Origin of the sequence: Ruegeria aquimaris, assembly GCF_025751555.1 — a bacterium.
Taxonomy (GTDB): Bacteria; Pseudomonadota; Alphaproteobacteria; order Rhodobacterales; family Rhodobacteraceae; genus Ruegeria_B; species Ruegeria_B aquimaris.
This window is the reverse complement of the sequence record NZ_JAOWLB010000023.1, coordinates 34,649-51,997: the sequence shown is the minus strand read 5'-3', so window position 1 is coordinate 51,997 and position 17,349 is coordinate 34,649. Positions and strand designations below refer to the sequence as shown.

The 17,349-nt window shown below is 62.5% G+C and carries 14 protein-coding genes; 5 read left to right on the top strand and 9 right to left on the bottom strand.

Going from position 1 to position 17,349, the window contains the following annotated elements; genetic code table 11:
- Positions 1 to 8: 8 nt before the first annotated feature.
- The 5 genes from rfbA to OE747_RS21345 all read right to left on the bottom strand — a co-directional run bounded on the left by rfbA (position 9) and on the right by OE747_RS21345 (position 4,543).
- Positions 9 to 881 carry a glucose-1-phosphate thymidylyltransferase RfbA gene (gene rfbA, locus OE747_RS21365; protein WP_263830494.1) on the bottom strand — a complete coding sequence of 291 codons (873 nt, stop codon included), beginning with the start codon at positions 879 to 881 and terminating at the stop codon, positions 9 to 11.
- Between the two features lie 57 nt (positions 882 to 938).
- Positions 939 to 1,805, bottom strand: a complete 867-nt coding sequence (rfbD, locus tag OE747_RS21360; RefSeq protein ID WP_263830493.1) for a dTDP-4-dehydrorhamnose reductase — start codon at positions 1,803 to 1,805, stop codon at positions 939 to 941.
- Complete coding sequence (gene rfbB / locus OE747_RS21355; RefSeq protein WP_164128232.1) at positions 1,802 to 2,854, bottom strand: dTDP-glucose 4,6-dehydratase; 1,053 nt, start codon at positions 2,852 to 2,854, stop codon at positions 1,802 to 1,804. Before rfbB ends, rfbD begins: the two co-directional genes overlap by 4 nt.
- 6 nt (positions 2,855 to 2,860) lie before the next feature.
- On the bottom strand, positions 2,861 to 3,415 hold the full coding sequence (gene rfbC, locus OE747_RS21350; protein ID WP_263830492.1) for a dTDP-4-dehydrorhamnose 3,5-epimerase: 555 nt from the start codon (positions 3,413 to 3,415) through the stop codon (positions 2,861 to 2,863).
- Positions 3,416 to 3,520: 105 nt separating this feature from the next.
- A complete protein-coding gene (locus OE747_RS21345) occupies positions 3,521 to 4,543 on the bottom strand; it encodes a replication initiator protein A (protein ID WP_263830491.1) in 1,023 nt (340 codons plus the stop codon).
- Positions 4,544 to 4,950: 407 nt separating this feature from the next.
- Here OE747_RS21345 and OE747_RS21340 point away from each other — a divergent pair, with 407 nt between their 5' ends.
- Entirely contained in the window at positions 4,951 to 6,339 is a 1,389-nt protein-coding gene (locus tag OE747_RS21340; protein ID WP_263830490.1) for an AAA family ATPase, read from the top strand.
- Positions 6,340 to 6,372: 33 nt separating this feature from the next.
- Positions 6,373 to 7,449: a ParB/RepB/Spo0J family partition protein gene (locus OE747_RS21335; protein ID WP_263830489.1), complete on the top strand. Its 1,077-nt coding sequence runs from the start codon at positions 6,373 to 6,375 to the stop codon at positions 7,447 to 7,449.
- A 116-nt stretch (positions 7,450 to 7,565) separates the two neighbouring features.
- Here the strand turns inward: OE747_RS21335 and OE747_RS21330 are convergent, their stop codons facing one another.
- The 3 genes from OE747_RS21330 to OE747_RS21320 form a co-directional block, all read right to left on the bottom strand.
- A complete protein-coding gene (locus OE747_RS21330; RefSeq protein WP_263830488.1) occupies positions 7,566 to 8,870 on the bottom strand; it encodes a UDP-glucose dehydrogenase family protein in 1,305 nt (434 codons plus the stop codon).
- A gap of 95 nt (positions 8,871 to 8,965) precedes the next feature.
- Positions 8,966 to 9,967: an NAD-dependent epimerase/dehydratase family protein gene (locus OE747_RS21325; protein ID WP_263830487.1), complete on the bottom strand. Its 1,002-nt coding sequence runs from the start codon at positions 9,965 to 9,967 to the stop codon at positions 8,966 to 8,968.
- A gap of 103 nt (positions 9,968 to 10,070) precedes the next feature.
- A complete protein-coding gene (locus OE747_RS21320; RefSeq protein WP_263830486.1) occupies positions 10,071 to 10,952 on the bottom strand; it encodes a recombinase family protein in 882 nt (293 codons plus the stop codon).
- A 505-nt stretch (positions 10,953 to 11,457) separates the two neighbouring features.
- On the opposite strand from OE747_RS21320, the gene OE747_RS21315 reads away from it, so the two are divergent.
- Together OE747_RS21315 and OE747_RS21310 are read left to right on the top strand one after the other, a co-directional pair.
- Positions 11,458 to 13,140 carry a glycosyltransferase family 2 protein gene (locus OE747_RS21315; RefSeq protein ID WP_263830485.1) on the top strand — a complete coding sequence of 561 codons (1,683 nt, stop codon included), beginning with the start codon at positions 11,458 to 11,460 and terminating at the stop codon, positions 13,138 to 13,140.
- A gap of 31 nt (positions 13,141 to 13,171) precedes the next feature.
- Positions 13,172 to 14,416 (top strand): glycosyltransferase family 4 protein, encoded by a 1,245-nt coding sequence (locus tag OE747_RS21310; RefSeq protein WP_263830484.1) that lies wholly within the window; start codon positions 13,172 to 13,174, stop codon positions 14,414 to 14,416.
- Positions 14,417 to 14,502: 86 nt separating this feature from the next.
- Here the strand turns inward: OE747_RS21310 and OE747_RS21305 are convergent, their stop codons facing one another.
- A complete protein-coding gene (locus tag OE747_RS21305; protein ID WP_263830483.1) occupies positions 14,503 to 15,867 on the bottom strand; it encodes a hypothetical protein in 1,365 nt (454 codons plus the stop codon).
- A gap of 308 nt (positions 15,868 to 16,175) precedes the next feature.
- Here OE747_RS21305 and gmd point away from each other — a divergent pair, with 308 nt between their 5' ends.
- On the top strand, positions 16,176 to 17,297 hold the full coding sequence (gene gmd, locus OE747_RS21300) for a GDP-mannose 4,6-dehydratase (protein ID WP_263830482.1): 1,122 nt from the start codon (positions 16,176 to 16,178) through the stop codon (positions 17,295 to 17,297).
- Positions 17,298 to 17,349 lie beyond the last annotated feature (52 nt).

Here is a 17,349-nt window from a genome sequence, read left to right as displayed (position 1 = left end):
TCAGGAAATCAGTGCAGCAGCCCCTTGAGATAAGCACCATATCCGTTTTTCTTGAACAGCTCGGCGCGTTCGGCCAGCGCTTCGGTCGAGATCCAGCCATGCTGATAGGCGATCTCCTCCAGGCAGCCGGTCTGCAACCCCTGGCGTTTTTCCAGCGTGCGCACGAAATTGCCCGCATCCAGCAGCGACCCATGGGTGCCGGTATCCAGCCAGGCATAGCCTCGACCCATGCGTTTCACCCGCAGCTGTTCCTCGCTCAGGTACATCTCGAGAAGCGAGGTGATCTCGACCTCGCCCCGGGGCGAGGGCTTGACCTCGCGGGCCCGCGCCGAGGCGGTGCCATCGAGGAAATAGAGGCCGGTCACCGCATAGTTCGACGGCGGCACTTCGGGTTTCTCGATGATCGCGCGGGCCTTGCCTGCGGCGTCGAAATCCACCACGCCATAACGTTCGGGATCCGAGACATGATAGCCAAAGACGGTACCGCCGGTCTCTTCCTTGTCGGCCGCCGACAGCAGTTGCGGCAGGCCGTGACCGAAAAAGATGTTGTCGCCCAGAACCATCGCGCTGGGGGCGCCGGCCAGGAAATCCTCGGCCAGGATATAGGCCTGTGCCAGGCCGTCGGGACTGGGTTGCACCACATAGCTCAGCGAAATCCCCCACTGGCTGCCATCGCCCAGGGTGCGCATGAACTGGTCCTGGTCCTGCGGCGTGGTGATGATGCAGATCTCGCGGATGCCCGCCAGCATCAAGACGCTGAGCGGATAGTAGATCATCGGCTTGTCGTAAATCGGCAGCAGTTGCTTGGAGACCCCCATGGTGATTGGATAAAGCCGGGTGCCGCTGCCACCTGCCAGGATGATGCCCTTGCGATTGCTCATGCCTTGTCTTTCAACCTCTTGGAATATGTCGCCTTTTTCAGGCCCTAATAAGGAAATTCAGTCTTGTTTCAATGCACCGAGATCGGCCAGGATCTCGGTCAACCCGGCGCGCCAGTCGGGCCGGGGCAGGCCAAAGGCCGCCTCGGTGGCCGAATTGTCCATGCGCGAGTTGAACGGGCGCTTGGCCGGGGTGGGATAGTCCGAACTGGGAATATCGACCACCTCGCAGGTGATCCCGGCCTGGGCAAAGATTTCGCGTGCGAAATCGGCCCAGCTGACATCCGGCCCGCCCGAGACGTGATAGGTGCCCGATTTCGACGGATCCGCCACCAGCTGCCGGGCCGCCGCCAAGCAGGCATCGGCGAGCGCCGCCGCCGGGGTCGGGCCGCCGACCTGATCGGCCACGATGGTCAGCCGGTCGCGCTCGGTCCCCAGTTTCAGCATGGTCTTGATGAAGTTGTGGCCATGGGACGACACCACCCACGAGGTACGCAGGATCGCGTGCACGCCACCGGCGGCGCGGACTGCGGTCTCGCCATTCAGCTTGGTGCGGCCATAGGCCCCCAGCGGCCCGGTCGGCGCATCGACGGCAAAAGGCTGGTCGCCCGACCCGTCGAACACGTAATCGGTCGAGACCTGCACAAAGGGCAGCCCCCGCGCCGCCGCCGCCCGCGCCAGCGCGCCCGGCGTGGTGGCGTTGATCTGCTCGGCCAGGGCCTCGTCCTCTTCGGCCTTGTCGACCGCGGTATAGGCCACCGCATTGATCACCGCATCCGCATCGGTGGCCTCGACAAAGGCGACGCAGGCGTCAGGGTTGGTAAAATCGGCAACATCCAGCCCGCGGATCTCGAGCTCTGTTTCGCCGGCGCGGCGGATCAGTTCCTGACCCAGCTGGCCGATCTCTCCGAATACCAGGATCTTCATGCCTTCACCCCCAATCGCTGACCAACACCTTCGCGGTTCTGCAACGCGCGCCACCAGTCCTCGTTGTCGAGATACCACTCAACCGTGCGGCGCAGCCCCTCCTCGACGGTGACGCTGGGCCGCCAGCCCAGTTCCTCGCGGATGCGGGTCGGGTCGATGGCATAGCGCGCATCATGTCCGGGACGGTCGGTGACAAAGGTGATTTGCTCGGCATAGGCCTTGCCATCGGCGCGCGGGCGCAGGTCGTCCAGGATGCCGCAGAGCGTGTTCACCAGCTCCAGGTTGGTACGCTCGTTCTCGCCACCAATGTTGTAGGAGCGGCCCACCGCCCCCTTCTGCACCACCAGCAAAAGCGCGTCGGCATGATCCTCGACATAGAGCCAGTCGCGAATGTTCGAGCCGTCGCCATAGATCGGCAGCGGCTTGCCCGCCAGCGCGTTCAGGATGATCACCGGGATCAGCTTTTCGGGGAAGTGATAGGGGCCGTAATTGTTGGAACAATTGGTCAGCACCACCGGCAGGCCATAGGTCTCGTGCCAGGCGCGCACCAGGTGGTCGGAACTGGCCTTGGAGGCCGAATAGGGGCTGCGCGGATCATAGGCGGTGTCTTCGGTGAACATCACCGCCGGATCGGCGGGCAGGCTACCATAAACCTCGTCGGTCGAAATGTGATGAAACCGGAAACCCGCGGGCTTGCCCGCCTGCATCCAGTACTTGCGCGCCGCCTCCAGCATGTTGAAGGTGCCGGTGATATTGGTCTCGATGAAATCGCCCGGCCCGTCGATCGACCGGTCGACATGGCTTTCGGCGGCCAGGTGCATCACCGCGTCGGGCCTGTGTTCGGCAAAGACGGCATCCAGCGCCGCGCGGTCGCGGATATCGGCCCGGACAAAACCGTAACCGGGATGCCCGGCCACGCTGGCCACATTGTCGAGACAGGCGGCATAGGTCAGCGCGTCGAGGTTGACGACCTGGTGACCATCCCGGATCGCGTTCCGCACAACGGCGGACCCGATGAAGCCCGCGCCCCCGGTTATCAGCAGTTTCATCTGTTCTTATCCTTCCCAGACAAAGGGGCTGTCAAAATCAGCCAGAGCAGGCGCGGCGGCATCCTTGGGGCTCAGAACCGGGTCGCCATCGAATTCCCAGGGGATGCCGCAACTGTCCCAGCGCACCGCGCCATCACATTCCGGCGCGTAATAATCGGTGCATTTATAGCAGATCTCGGTGTTGGGCGCGCGGGTGACAAACCCGTGCAGGAACCCCTTTGGCACCAGCAGTTGCTTGCCATTCTCGGCGGTCAGTTCAACCCCGACCCATTGGCCATAGGTCGGGCTGCCCTTGCGGATATCGACCGCGACGTCAAACAGCGCCCCCTGGCCACAGCGCACCAGCTTGTCCTGGGCCGCAGGCGGGCTCTGGAAGTGCAGCCCCCGGATGGTGCCCACCTGGGCAGACATCGAATGGTTATCCTGCACGAAATCCAGCGTGATCCCTTGCTCGGCCAGAACCTTGCGGTTCCAGCTTTCGCTGAAGAATCCACGGTCGTCACCAAATCGCTTTGGGGTCAATATCTTCACCCCGGGCAACTTTGTCTCTTCTATCTGCATGGTCTTCCAAATGTTGTCCTGAAACTCTGCCCCCCTTACCAAGCCTGCTCCGGGCTGTCACCGGGGCTGGTCGACAAAAATCCCGAACCGGCCTCAAAACAGCATCTATTTCGGACCTGACCGTTTTCTGACCCACCCGAGGAAAGCCCCGTCCGGCCGCCTGAGCCGCGGCGCCCCCGACCGGGCCCAGACCCCCCGCCATTCCGCCTCGAGCGCATAGACATCCTGACCCGGCATCAGGGCGCGCGCCGCCTCCAGCGTCTCGGCGCGCAGCGCCGGCGGGCGGGCCTCGCCCTCGACCAGCCCGCCGCGCGGGGCAAAGCGGATCAGGTCGCCGGGCTCTTCGCTCATCTCGTAATCAGGCAGGTGACCGGCCTCGATCATGTCGCGCAGCATCTTGCGGAACACCCGGCGGGGCGAGGCCGAGCCGGATTTCTTGAGCAGCGTGTCGACCGAGACGGTCCAGGCCGGCTGACGCCCGCAATGTTTGCGCGCCAACTCGTAGATGCGCCGCTCGAGCGGTTTGCGCAGGCGGAAGTAATCGCGGCTGAGCGTCAGCACCGATTTCGACAGCACCGCGCGATAAAGCCAGTCGCTAAGCGTCACCGCCACGCTGACCATGCGCCCGCCCCGCGTCTTGCGCACGATCTCCCAGCTTTCGATCAGGCCGAACCCGGTGGTGGTCTCGATCTCGCCGGTGACGATATTGGTGGTGATGCGGGTGCCCGCCAGCCGCTCAAAGGCCTCGCGCAGGCGGCGATAGGCGTCTCCGCTGGTCTCGCGATTGGTGGCGATCAGCAGGTCATGCGCCTTGAGCTGCACCGTGCGGCTGACCCGGCGACCCGCGTTCAGCGCCGCCATCAGCTGGCTGATGCAGAAGATCAGGATATCCTTGTCATGGATGGTGGCCAGGCCCCGCACGCTGGGGGTGACGGTGATCTCGGTGCCGTTGTGATCATACTGCAGGATGCGCCGGTCGGGCCGGGTCGCCAGCGAGAACAGCGGATGTTCCATGCTGGCGATGTCGTCCTTGGGAATCGCATCGAAGATATCGCAGACGAAGAAATCGCCCTGCTGATGGTGATCGGGCAAAAGCCCCGCGCCCATTGTTGTCACTGCCCTGCTCATGGCCCTGCCTTCGGTGCCCGTTCTGCGGTCGGTATCCGACTCGTTTTCTTTCGTGGTTTTAGTGACACCACCCTAGAGTTATCCACAAGCCCGCACAACGGGGGTTCGGAGTCGCCTGATCGGGGGTTCGGAGTCAGTCTTTCGGGGGTTCAGAGTCGTGTCCTCTCCTGAAATTCAGGTTTACCGATTGATCATAAAGAAAAAAATGGCAAATCACCTACCCCGTAACAATTGAATAACACAAATCTAACACTACAAAAAAATCGCCAACCCGATGGAAATGCGGTAAAACAGCCTCACCACCCCCTTAATTTGCTTAGAAAATCCGCGCGACATGCGCCTTTTTCTTCCATGTGCCGTCTTTTCCGGTATCATGAGGAAAACACAGCACATCGAGCAGATTTCCCATGTCCAAGGACAGCACCCCCCTGCCCCCCTATTTCAACATCGACCCGGACGCGGCGCTGGCCGAGCTGGACTTACCCACAGGTACCGAAGGGTTTGCCGCCATTGCCGAGGCCTGTACCCGCGGCCGCGCCGACCTGGCCAGCCGGGGCATGAACGAAGAGGGGCGCAAGACGCTGCGCCTGTTTTCCACCTGGGAGATCACCCGCTATCTGATCCCGGTGGCCCAGGCCCATTTCCGCCGGGTGCTGAAACAGAACCCCGACCTGCCGCAAGGCCGTTCGGAAACCGAGGGCGGCGCCAAGTGGTTCACGCTGGACGAGGTGCTGCGGCTCAGGGCGCATTTCGGGGCGCAGGGGTCGAAGGCCAAGAACTATCTGCCCTACCGCCCCAAGGGGCAGCCCGCGAAACTGGTCGCCGTGGCCAATTTCAAGGGCGGCGTGGGCAAGACCAGCACGGCGGCGCATCTGGCCATGTCGGCGGCGCTGGATGGCTACCGGGTGCTGGTGATCGACCTCGACAGCCAGGGTTCCATGACCTCGATCTTTGGCGGCCGGGTCGAGGATGAGTGGCAGACCGCCTTTCCCCTGCTGGCGCGTCATTACGGCGAATATCTGCGGCTGGAGAACCAACGCCGGCTGGACCGGGGTGATGCGCCGCAGCCGCTGGACGAGGCGCTGAGCGCGGCGATGAAGATGACGGCCAAGGACGTGATCCAGTCCACCCATTGGCCCAATATCGACCTGATCGGCGCGCAGCTGAACCTCTACTGGGCCGAGTTCCAGATCCCGGTCTGGCGCATGGCCGCGCGCGGCTGGAAGCTGTGGGACGCGCTGACCGACCGGCTGGCGGCCGACGGGGTGCTGGACGCGTATGACCTGGTCTTCATCGATACGCCGCCCGCGCTGGGATATCTCACCATCAACGGTCTGGCAGCGGCGGATATCCTACTGGTGCCGCTGGGCGCCTCGTTCCTGGAGTTCGATTCCACCGGGCGCTTCTTCGACATGCTGCATTCCACCTTTGCCAGCATCGAGGATGGCGAGAATCTCGCCGCGCGCGCGCTGGGGCGGCCCGAAATGGCGTTCGAATGGGATGCGGTGCGCGCGGTGGTCACGCGCTTCGACGGGGCACAGCAAGGCGAACTTTCGGCTCTGATGCAGGCTTATCTGGGCAAGACGCTGTCGCCGCACCGGCAGGATTTCACTGCTCTGATCGGTCAGGCGGGCGAACGGGTGCATGGCATCTACGAGGCCGATTACCGCGATTTCAACCGCGAAACCTATGCCCGCGGGCGCGAGACCTTTGACGCCACCTATGCGGCGTTCAAACGGCTGTTGCTGGGGGTCTGGCGACGCGACGAGCTGGCCGCGCAGGCGGCGGCGGAATAACAGGGCCTAACAAGGGCAAACCCGGAGGTAGAGATGGCAAAACGCAAGCGACTGAGCCCGGCACAACCGGTTTTCCTGGACGGTCCCGTGCCCGGCCAGCGGGCGCCCGAGACCAAGTCGATGCCGCTGGGCGCGGGGCAGGCACCGATTGCCCAGGTGGCGGGCGATGCCTCGGCCCGGGCGGCGCTCGACGAGATGAGCCAGGCCATGGCCACGGCGCGGGCCGAAGGTCGGATGATCGAGCTGCTGCCGCTTGACGTGATCGACGAACGCCACTTGGTGCGCGACCGGCTGGAGCAGAACGAGGACGAGATGACCGCGCTGACCGACAGCCTGCGGGCGCGCGGCCAGCAGATGCCGGTCGAGGTGGTCCCCCTGCCCGATCCCGCTGGCGGGCGCACCCATGGCCTGATCTCGGGCTGGCGGCGACTGACCGCGCTGCGCAGGCTCTATAAAGAGACTTCAGACCCTAAATTCGCCACAGTGCGCGCCATGGTGATCGCGCCCGAGACCGCGCAGGACGCCTATGTCGCGATGGTCGAGGAAAACGAGATCCGGGTGAATCTCAGCCATTACGAACGCGCCCGTATCGCGGTGCGCGCGATGAAGGAAGGCGTCTATCCCAATCAGCGCGCCGCCTTGCAGGGGCTGTTTGGCAATACCACCCGTTCGCGCCGTTCCAAGATCGGGACCTTCATCCTGCTGGTCGAGGCATTCGACGCGGTGCTCTACTTCCCTTCGGCGATTTCCGAGAAGCTGGGCCTGGCGCTGGCACGCGAGATGGTGCGCGATCCGGGCTTTACCGATCTGCTCAAGGCGCGGCTCAAGGACAGCCCCCGCGACAGCGCCCCGGCCGAAATGCGCATTCTGGCCCAGTCCCTGGCCGAACGACAGGCACCACCGCCCCCGCCGGCCGACCCCGAACCCCCTGCCCGGCCCAGGCTGCGCTCGACCGCGCAGAACTCGGCCGCCGGTGAGCGGATCGTCACCCGGGTGACCCAGGGCATCGAAATGCGCTTCACCCCGGATCAGGGGCGCATCGAACTGGTGGGCGACGGTATCTCCGAACGCCTGGCCGAAATGCTGGAAGACTGGCTCAAATCCCTTTGACAGGGTCTTTCCTCTTGCTCCAAATATCCCAGGGGAGCCGCGTCTGACGCGGCGGGGCAGAGCCCCCACCTGCCCCGCGATGTTTCGCGCGCGAAACGTTTCGGTAACCAATCGGGCTAGCGCCCGACCCCGATGTAGCGCTCGAACCCGGCCTTGCGGGCGGCTTTTTCCGAGTAGATGTTGCGCAGATCGACCATGCGCGGGGTCTCCATCTTGCGCGCCATCTGCTTGAGGTCGAGGGCGCGGAATTCGTTCCACTCGGTCAACAGCACCACCAGATCCGCCTTGCGTGCCGCCTGATAGGGGTCGTCCATCCACTTGACCCCGGGCAGCAGCGCCTCGCCCTCGGCCTTTCCCTGCGGATCGACGACCCGCACCCGGGCGCCTCCCCCGATCAGGGTCGGCACGATGGTAAGCGACGGCGCCTCGCGCATGTCGTCGGTATTGGGTTTGAAGGTCACCCCCAGTACCGCGATGGTCTTGCCGTTGAAACTGCCGTCCAGCGCGTCGCGGATCTTCTCGACCATGCGGCTCTTGACCTCGTCATTGACCCGGATCACCGTTTCGGTGATCCGCATCGGAAAGGCGTGGTCCTGTCCGATGCGCGCCAGCGCCGCGGTATCCTTGGGAAAGCACGAGCCGCCATAACCGGGGCCTGCATGCAGGAACTTGTTGCCGATCCGACCGTCCAGCCCGATGCCGCGGGCCACCTCCTTGACATCGGCGCCGACCCGTTCGCACAGGCCTGCCACCTCGTTGATGAAGGTGATCTTGGTCGCGAGAAAGGCGTTGGCGGCGTATTTGATCATCTCGGCGCTTTCCAGATCGGTGGTCAGGATCGGAAAGTCGCGCAGATAGAGCGGTCGGTAAATCTCGGCCATCACCTCGGCGGCGCGGGCGTTCTGCACCCCCACCACCACCCGGTCGGGTTTCATGAAATCCTCGATCGCCGCCCCCTCGCGCAGGAATTCCGGGTTCGAGGCGACGTCGAATTCGGCCTGCGGATTGGCCTTGGAAATTGTCTGCTTGACCTGCCGGTTGGTGCCCACTGGCACGGTGGATTTGGTCACCACCACGGTATAGCCGGTCAGGGCCTGGGCAATCTCTTTGGCGGCGGCCATCACATAGGTCAGATCCGCATGGCCATCGCCGCGCCGGGTGGGGGTGCCTACGGCGATGAACACTGCCTCGGCACCGTCCACCGCGACGGTCAGATCGGTGGTGAAGCTCAGCCGCCCGGCAGCCACGTTCTTGGCCATCAGCGCGTCGAGCCCCGGCTCATAGATCGGCACCTCGCCGGCATTCAGTCGGTCAATCTTGCTTGCGTCCTTGTCGACGCAGATCACATCATGTCCGAAATCGGAAAAACAGATGCCGGAGACCAGGCCTACATAGCCGGTTCCGATCATGGCGATCCGCATAACCCCTACCTCTCTTGTTGTGCCGGGCTGCTCTTCCGGCCTGTTTACAATCTTCGGTTCCGCTTTCTGTTGCAACGCTGCTCTGCTGCGCTGGCTCAGATCCGGTAATAGTCGCGATACCAATCGACGAAATGCTGCATGCCGGTGGCCAGCGGCGTGTCCATCCCGGCGCCGGTCAGGTCGCGCAACAGCCGGGTCTCGGCCCAGGTGGCGGGCACGTCGCCGGGCTGCATCGGCAACATCCGCATCTCGGCCGGGCGGCCGCAGGCGGTTTCGATGGCGCGGATGAAGGTCATCAGCTCGACGGGCTGGCTGGCGCCAATATTGACCACGCGAAAGGGTGCCACCGGGCTGAGACTGTCGTGGTCGCCCACCGGGACCTCTCCGGGCACGGCTTCGGCCAAGCCCAGGATGGCCCCGACCAGATCGTCGATATAGGTGAAATCGCGTCGCATCCGGCCGTTGTTGTAGACGTCGATCGTCTCGCCGCTCAGGATGGCGCGGGTGAACTTGAAATAGGCCATGTCGGGTCGGCCCCAGGGGCCGTAGACGGTGAAGAAGCGGAACATCGTCACCGGCAGGTCATAGAGATGGGCATAGGAATGCGCCATCGCCTCGTTCGCCTTCTTGGTGGCGGCATAAAACGACATCTGGCTGTCGGCCTTGTCGGTTTCGGCATAGGGCATCGCGGCATTGGCGCCATAGACCGAGCTGGTCGAGGCCAGCAGCATATGGTCGGGGGGATGGGCGCGGGCGGCCTCGAGCAACTCGTAGGTGCCCAGAAGGTTTGCCTCGACATAATCGCGGGGCGCCTCGATCGAATGGCGCACGCCCGCCTGGGCGGCCAGGTGGAACACGCGGGCAGGGCGATGGGCGGCGAAGATATCTGTCAGCAGGCCGGGGGTTTCCAGCTTGCCCGTCACCGGCAAGAAACCCTCCTGCCGATTGAGCATCGCCAGTCTGCGTCGTTTCAGTTCCGGGTCATAATAGGCGTTCAGGGAATCGAGGCCGACCACACGCCATCCTGTCTGCAACAGGCGCAAGCTCAGGTGGTATCCGATGAAGCCGGCTGCGCCGGTGACGAAGGCTGTGCGCATGGGGTGTTCGGTCGGTCCTGTGGTTTGGTGCGAAGCTTTCAGGGCAAACACCACCGAAGGCAACACCCGATCTGCAGAAGATCCGGCCGGGGCATAACCGGCTCTACAGGAATCCAAGCCGCTTGGCCCTGTCCAGCAGCATCTTGACCGAAGAGGGCTGCCACCGGGTGCGCCCACGCGGTGTACGTTCGCGCATCGCCTCGAGCCGGTCGCAGATGGCCTGCAGGGTGATGTCCGGGTCCGCGCCCTTCATGGCGGCGATAATGGCGGGTAGGCGATCTTCGGCCTCGATTCTCCGGGCTCGGCCCAGGACGGTGTCCGGCAGAAATCCGTCGCGGACATAGGCTTTGACCGCGCGCAGGAGGCGGGCCTGTGTCCAGCGCCGCTCGGACGGAAGCGCCGCGTTGATCACTCGGACCACGTCTTCCCAAGGCGTTTCCGGGCGCATCCGGTGTACATGCGGCGCCCAATCGGCCGCAGTCTCGTTTAGGCGTTCCATGTAGCCGATCTGGCGGGCCAAGCGCATCTTGCGCAGCGCTACCGGATCCCGGGCGCGTAGGCCCGGGTTGCCGCCGACCCGCCCTCTTGCCCGCGCCGAGGCAAGCCCGGCCTTCGTACGCTCGCGGATCAGGGCGCGTTCGAACTCGGCGGCGGCGCCCAGAACCTGGAGCGTGAACTTACCCTGCGGCGAGGCGGTGTCGATCGGGTCCTGCAGAGAGCGGAAGAAGGCGCCCCGTGCCTCAAGCTGCTCAATCACCTCCAGCAGGTGCGAAAGAGAGCGCGCCAGCCGGTCAAGTCGCACAACAACCAGCGTATCCCCCTTACCGACCCGCTCCAGCACTCGGGCCAGCACCGGCCGTGCCCGACTGCCGCCCGAGGCCTGTTCCTGAAAGATCTCGGTACAGCCCGCGGATCTCAGCGCCTCTGACTGGGGCAGGGGGGTCTGGTCTTCCGTGGAAACGCGGGCATAGCCGATCAGGGGCATGAAACTAGAGACATTTTCAATCTAGGGGATCGCATATAAACGACCGTTTGTAAACGAATGCAAGTGGGAGCTCTGTCGTCATGTTGGCGCAAATCCCCTTGGAGTCCTTGCGCTGAGCGTCACGGGGGAGGTGTTGCGGATGACTGTGCGCGTATGCTTTGCAATGAGTATGTCTCTTTGCAAGAAAGTCACTCATATAATGTGCATAATGTTATATTAATGATCGTGTATATTCTATAATTCTGTTTTATATTATCTTTTCATGATCGATGATCAAACGGGCATGAGTGTGTCAAGGAATGTGCAGCCCTCCGATTCCTGCCCATGTATTGAACCTGTAAACCGAAACAACCCTTCAAACTCCTGCCCCGACAGGATAAGGAACCCTAGGCGCATTTGGCGGGGCGAAACGCCAGTTTATGACTGTCCATCCATATACGAAGGTATCGTTGAGTTGAATCAAGCCGCAGGTCAAACCCCCGAAACTTCATCCAGTTTGTTCTTCGTGGATTTTGCCGTCGAGATTGGCCGATGGACATATGTGGCTGGTTGGTGCGGCAGTAGCGTTTCTGACATCGGGGCCACCGTCGGGGAGCAGACATGCGAAACCCGGATTGAACGCTATTCCCGCCCGGATGTCGCAGCGATCTATGGTGAGCAGATCCCCAAGGATGCCGGGTTCATCCTGTCGATCCTGCGCGGAGATACCGAGGGTGAGGTGATCCTGCACTGGACCCGTCCCGATGGAGGGGACCAGACCGGCATCACGCTGCTGGACGATCTGCCGGACAATTTCATGCAAAGCCTCAGGCCAATCCTGGAACGGCAGGTTGCCGGGTTTGAAACAGGATCCCCTGACTGGATTGCCCATCAACTATTCCTGCCGCCCGGCGAGGAAGAGGATATCGAGATCCGGGGGGCGGTGGATGGTCTGTTTTCCCACCCGGATAGTGGCAGCTTCATCCACGGCTGGATTCTCGGGGACGAGGATGTCGCGATCGTCCTGCTGGAAAAGGACGGCACGTTTCATGCGCTGCAGGATATGTACCGCTTCCCGCGGCCCGATCTGGCCGCCAATTTCGACGCTGGGCAGGCGCAGGTTTCCAGGGCGGGTTTCGTCGCACGCTTGGAAAACAGGGTCTCCGGACCGGGCATGCTTCTGGCGATGTCCGGGACTGCGACCCTCACCCTGACAAAGACCCCCAAGCCTCGGCTGCTGCCGGCGGCCCCCAAGGCAGCGGCGAAGATTCTGTTGGGGGTCGAGACTCCCTTGCCCGATCTTGTTACACGCCTGTCGCGGGTGGACTGGCCCATCCTGGCCCCGTTGATTGCGCAGGAACAAGCGGGCTGGGCGGCTGAAGAGGTCGTTGGGGCGGACCTGGGTCCACAGCCGGACAGTCCCGAGGTCAGCCTGATCATACCGCTCTATGGACGCCATGATTTTGTGGAACACCAGTTGATGGAGTTCAGTCGCGACCCCTACATGCGGGAAAAGGCCGAAGTGATCTATGTGATTGACGATCCGGCCATCAAGGAGGCGTTCATCGCGTCCTGCAGCGAGTTGTACCAGCTTTATGGGTTTTCGTTCCGCTGGGTCTGGGGCGGGGTCAACCGCGGTTTCTCGGGGGCAAACAACTTGGGCGCCTCTCAGGCCCGGGCGCCTCGGCTTCTGTTCATGAACAGCGACGTCTTCCCACAGCAGGTGGGCTGGCTGGAGCAGATGGTGACCGCGCTGGACACGCATCCGGCACTTGGTGTCGTGGTGCCGCGCCTGCTGTTTGCCAACGGTGGTATCCAGCATTGCGGCATGATATCCAAGCGGTTGGACAGTCTCGGCATATGGATCAATCACCACCCTAACTTGGGGCTGGATCCTGCCCTCGATCCCCGCAAGGAACTGGAGGCGGTGGAACTGGCGACCGGGGCCTGCATGCTGGTGCGGCGCGAAGAACTGGAACGCCTGGGCGGCTGGAACACCGGCTACCTGATCGGGGATTACGAGGATTCTGACCTCTGCTTTAGCTACCGGGCGGCCGGGCTGGACATCGGCTACCTGCCCACCGTGTCCCTGGTTCACCTGGAACGGCAGTCATTTTCGCAGATCGGCGCGGATTCCTTCAAGATCAGGGTGATGGTCGCGAATTCGCTGCGCCACATGAACCGCTGGCCGCAGTTCCTGTACGCCTGATCCGATTTACCTGCAGACAGAGATTTCCTTGATGAACAAAGAACGCATTCTGGTCATGGCCCACGGGCATCCCGACTTCTCCAAGGGAGGAGGCGAGATCGCAGCCTACAACCTGTTCAAGGGTTATCTGGATCAGCCGGAGGTGGAGGATGCCTGGTTCCTTGCCCGCGCCGACTTGGGACGTGGCGCGACGGGGCGGATCGGCAAGCGCCGCGACAAGGAGTATCTCTGGGAGCAGTCGACACCGGAGGTAGTGAATTTCCGTGCCGCAAACCGGTTCGAGACCGTTGGCTATTTCGCTGAACTGCTGCGCGCCTTGCGTCCGACGGTCGTGCATGCCCATCATTACCTGCACCTCGGGCTCGAATTCCTGCAGGTGGTGAAGCGGGTCGATCCGAACATCAGGATCGTGCTGACCCTACACGAGTACCTGGGGATCTGCCTGCAGAACGGCCAGATGGTGAAACGGGGCAGCCTGCGGCTGTGCCACAGTTCCGACTACCAGGATTGCCACAACTGTTTTCCCGAGTTCTCGGCCGAGGATTTCTGGCTGCGCAAGCATCGGATCATGTGGTTCTTCGACCTGGTCGACCAGTTCGTCGCCCCCTCGGAATTCCTGCGCCAGCGCTACATCGACTGGGGCATCGCCCCCGAGCGTATCACGGTGATCGAGAACGGCCAGAACGATACCGTCGCGCTGCCGCCGCGCCCGCTGGAAGAAGGCGAGACCCGAAACCGCTTCGGCTTCTTCGGGCAGGTCAACCCGTACAAGGGGGTCGATGTCCTGCTGCAGGCCGCGAACCGGCTCTCCCGCAAGGAACGCAAGAATTTCGTGCTGGAAATCCATGGCGCCAACCTGGAAAACCAGACCGAGACCTTCCGCGAGAAGATTGCCGATCTGCGCGCCCCGCTGGAGAAGCACGGCACGCTGGAATGGGTCGGTCCCTACGAGATGACGCAGTTACCGGTCCGGATGCGCTCAGTGGACTGGGTCGTGGTCCCGTCGATCTGGTGGGAAAACTCGCCCATGGTCATCCAGGAGGCGTTTGCACTGGGGCGTCCGGTGATCGTCTCGGACATCGGCGGCATGGCGGAAAAGGTCACCGACGGGGTCAACGGACGCCATGTCCAGACCGGCAACCCGACCGCCTGGTCCAAGATGTTGCTGGAGCTTGCTACGACTCCCGGGGAATGGGAGCGTCTGCGGGGCGGAATAGAAAAACCCATTACCCATGCTGAATGTGCAAGGATTCATCTGGGCTTGATATCTGGATAGGTATTTAATCCCAGAGTTTGATAGTGCGACCCTTTCACATGAATGGAAGGATCGCAGCATGGGATAAAATTCCACACAGCCTCACCTCATTTCGGAGGCACAGCGATCAGAAAACGCTCAATGGTCTGGCAGACCACGATGTCCGGTTTGACCTGTTCGACGTATTCCATGTCTAGTTCCGGGTTCCACACGAAATGGAACTCGCGGAACAGCCGGGCGCACCACCAGGTGAGCCCGCGCGGGCTTGCGCCGCGTTCGAAGAACGAATTGCCAAACACTACCAGTCGCTTGTTGATCGGCGCCCCCGCGCAGCGGAACACCGCCCGGATGCCGATATGCTTACCGTCGGGTGGCACCAGCGTCTCGACCCGCTCGACCGGCCCCGGCAGGCTTGCCTTGGTGGCGGCGTCCATGTCGGCGCGGTCCTCCAGTCCAAAAAGACCACCGAACTTGGACCCTAGGTCGTTGCCGCCGCGCACCGTCGACTCGAACCGGTCGGGAAAGTCGAACCTCTCGCCTAGCGCGGTCAGCATGGCCCGCGTCGCCAGGATGCTGCCCTGGATGGTGAAATGCGAATCGAGCTTGCGATAGAGCGCCGCCGGATCGGGCTCCGCCATGAACTCCGAGTGAACATCCAGCATCCAGTCTGCTGCTCCCGCCTCGGCCATGATGCCACGATAGATCGGGTTGGGTACCTGGAGCGACTCCGGGTAGAACTGGCTCTGTACACTGATCTTTTCGGGAATGACTATCTGCAGGTAGTGCACTCCGACCGTGTCCAGCGTGGCCTTGCGCGCCTGGAACAGGTCTAGCCACCGCCGGACAAAGGTTTGGATCTCGGGTTCGTACCCGGATCGTTGAAACACATCTATCAGAGAGTTACGCCCCCCAACCAGGAACAGGTATCCGTCTCGGCCGACGCGTGCGGTCCCGCATCGTGACCGAAGGCCCACCTGCACTGGCAGATGCGACAGTTCTGCCGAGGGATCCGGCGGGGTCTTGCCAAGCCTGCGTTCGGCATGGTCGATCAGCGCCAGCAGGTTCCTGTCGCTCCACTTTTCGAAAAAGGCTGCCGCCTCGGTCGTGGACAATCCCGAAACGATTTTTTCCAGCCGCTCTGCCTCCTGTTTCCTGCAGAACTTCTGGAAAGACGGGTCGTGGATCGCGATTTCACCCAGTGTGGTTCCATTGTCGATACACCGAAACACCAGCCTCCTGTCCGCGACCAGTTCAGGCGTGATCGGTCGCGTCAGCACGACCCGAAATCCGCAGTTCGCTCCGATATCCTTTCGGTAGACACGGTCCTGTGTGGCCGTGATGTCCTGGCCATCAAGCAACACCCGCACTTGGGTTGTGCCGGGATCTGCGACGCTCGGGGGCAGCACCCAGCCGCCCAGGATTTTCTCGGAAAAGAAACCGTCGACGGCGCCCCGCAATTTCACGTCAACCATGCTCGAGACTCCGTAAATTCAAGACACTGAAAACAATTGAGGATTTCTCGTATTGTGAAAGTGTTTGCCAATGGTGGCAAGGTGCTTGCGGCGCGGGGTTGCGCACTACCCTGCGCCAGGATGTCTGTCCTCTGGATCGCGCTCCACAGCGTGATGCAGGTTATGGCAGAGGTGGTCATTCATGCTTCCCGCTGGTGAAGCATGAACTGGGTCAGTCCTATATAAAATGTTGAGCACTCTTTTCAGGCATGGCCTTTCCCGCCCGCCTGGACTAGCTTCGCAGCGGATTGCGGGAACGAGAACAAAGAATGAAGACAGCCCTTATCACCGGTATCACGGGACAGGACGGTTCTTACCTGGCGGAGTTCCTGCTGGACAAGGGGTACGAGGTCCACGGGATCAAGCGCCGGGCCTCGCTGTTCAACACCCAGCGCATCGACCACATCTATCAGGATCCGCATGCCGATCACGCGCGGTTCCGGCTGCATTACGGCGATCTGTCGGACACCTCCAACCTGACTCGGATCATCCAGGAGGTCCAGCCCGACGAGGTCTACAATCTTGGCGCCCAGTCTCATGTGGCGGTCAGTTTCGAGGCGCCGGAATATACCGCGGACGTGGACGCGATAGGGACCCTGCGCCTGCTCGAGGCGATCCGCTTCCTGGGGCTGGAGCAGAAGACGCGGTTCTACCAAGCCTCGACCTCGGAACTTTACGGTCTGGTGCAGGAGACGCCCCAGCGCGAGACGACGCCCTTCTACCCGCGTAGCCCCTACGCGGTGGCCAAGATGTATGCCTACTGGATCACGGTGAACTACCGCGAGGCCTACGGGATGTATGCCTGCAACGGCATCCTGTTCAACCACGAGAGCCCGCGGCGTGGTGAGACCTTCGTCACCCGCAAGATCACCCGGGGGCTGGCCAATATCGCGCAGGGGCTCGAACCCTGTCTCTACATGGGCAATATCGACAGTCTGCGCGACTGGGGCCATGCCAAGGATTACGTGCGCATGCAGTGGATGATGCTGCAGCAGGACGCGCCCGAGGATTTCGTGATCGCGACCGGGGTGCAGTATTCGGTGCGCGAGTTCATCACCTGGTCGGCGGCCGAGCTGGGGATTACGCTGGCGTTTTCCGGCACTGGCGTGGACGAGATCGCCACCGTGACCGCCATCGCGGGCGACAAGGCCCCGGCGCTGAAACCCGGCGACGTGATCATGCGTATCGACCCGCGCTATTTCCGGCCGGCCGAGGTGGACACGCTTCTGGGTGATCCGTCCAAGGCCAAGGCCCGGCTAGGCTGGGTACCAGAGATCACCGCGCAGGAAATGTGCGCCGAGATGATTACCGAGGATCTGAAAACCGCACGTCGCCATGCCCTGCTGAAGAGCCATGGCATGGATGTGCCGGTTCCTGTAGAAAACCGCTGACAGATCAGGATCGAACACGTATTTGTCGCGGGTCTCCATACAGGCCGGGAAA

Excerpts from the sequence above, each read along its gene's own strand:
- OE747_RS21345 (WP_263830491.1), bottom strand. The coding sequence starts at position 4,543 with ATGAGCAGGGCAGTGACAACAATGGGCGCGGGGCTTTTGCCCGATCAC.
- gmd (WP_263830482.1), top strand. The coding sequence starts at position 16,176 with ATGAAGACAGCCCTTATCACCGGTATCACGGGACAGGACGGTTCTTAC.
- OE747_RS21325 (WP_263830487.1), bottom strand. The coding sequence starts at position 9,967 with ATGCGCACAGCCTTCGTCACCGGCGCAGCCGGCTTCATCGGATACCAC.
- rfbC (WP_263830492.1), bottom strand. The coding sequence starts at position 3,415 with ATGCAGATAGAAGAGACAAAGTTGCCCGGGGTGAAGATATTGACCCCA.
- OE747_RS21310 (WP_263830484.1), top strand. The coding sequence starts at position 13,172 with ATGAACAAAGAACGCATTCTGGTCATGGCCCACGGGCATCCCGACTTC.
- OE747_RS21320 (WP_263830486.1), bottom strand. The coding sequence starts at position 10,952 with ATGCCCCTGATCGGCTATGCCCGCGTTTCCACGGAAGACCAGACCCCC.
- OE747_RS21330 (WP_263830488.1), bottom strand. The coding sequence starts at position 8,870 with ATGCGGATCGCCATGATCGGAACCGGCTATGTAGGCCTGGTCTCCGGC.
- rfbA (WP_263830494.1), bottom strand. The coding sequence starts at position 881 with ATGAGCAATCGCAAGGGCATCATCCTGGCAGGTGGCAGCGGCACCCGG.
- rfbB (WP_164128232.1), bottom strand. The coding sequence starts at position 2,854 with ATGAAACTGCTGATAACCGGGGGCGCGGGCTTCATCGGGTCCGCCGTT.
- OE747_RS21305 (WP_263830483.1), bottom strand. The coding sequence starts at position 15,867 with ATGGTTGACGTGAAATTGCGGGGCGCCGTCGACGGTTTCTTTTCCGAG.
- OE747_RS21335 (WP_263830489.1), top strand. The coding sequence starts at position 6,373 with ATGGCAAAACGCAAGCGACTGAGCCCGGCACAACCGGTTTTCCTGGAC.
- rfbD (WP_263830493.1), bottom strand. The coding sequence starts at position 1,805 with ATGAAGATCCTGGTATTCGGAGAGATCGGCCAGCTGGGTCAGGAACTG.
- OE747_RS21340 (WP_263830490.1), top strand. The coding sequence starts at position 4,951 with ATGTCCAAGGACAGCACCCCCCTGCCCCCCTATTTCAACATCGACCCG.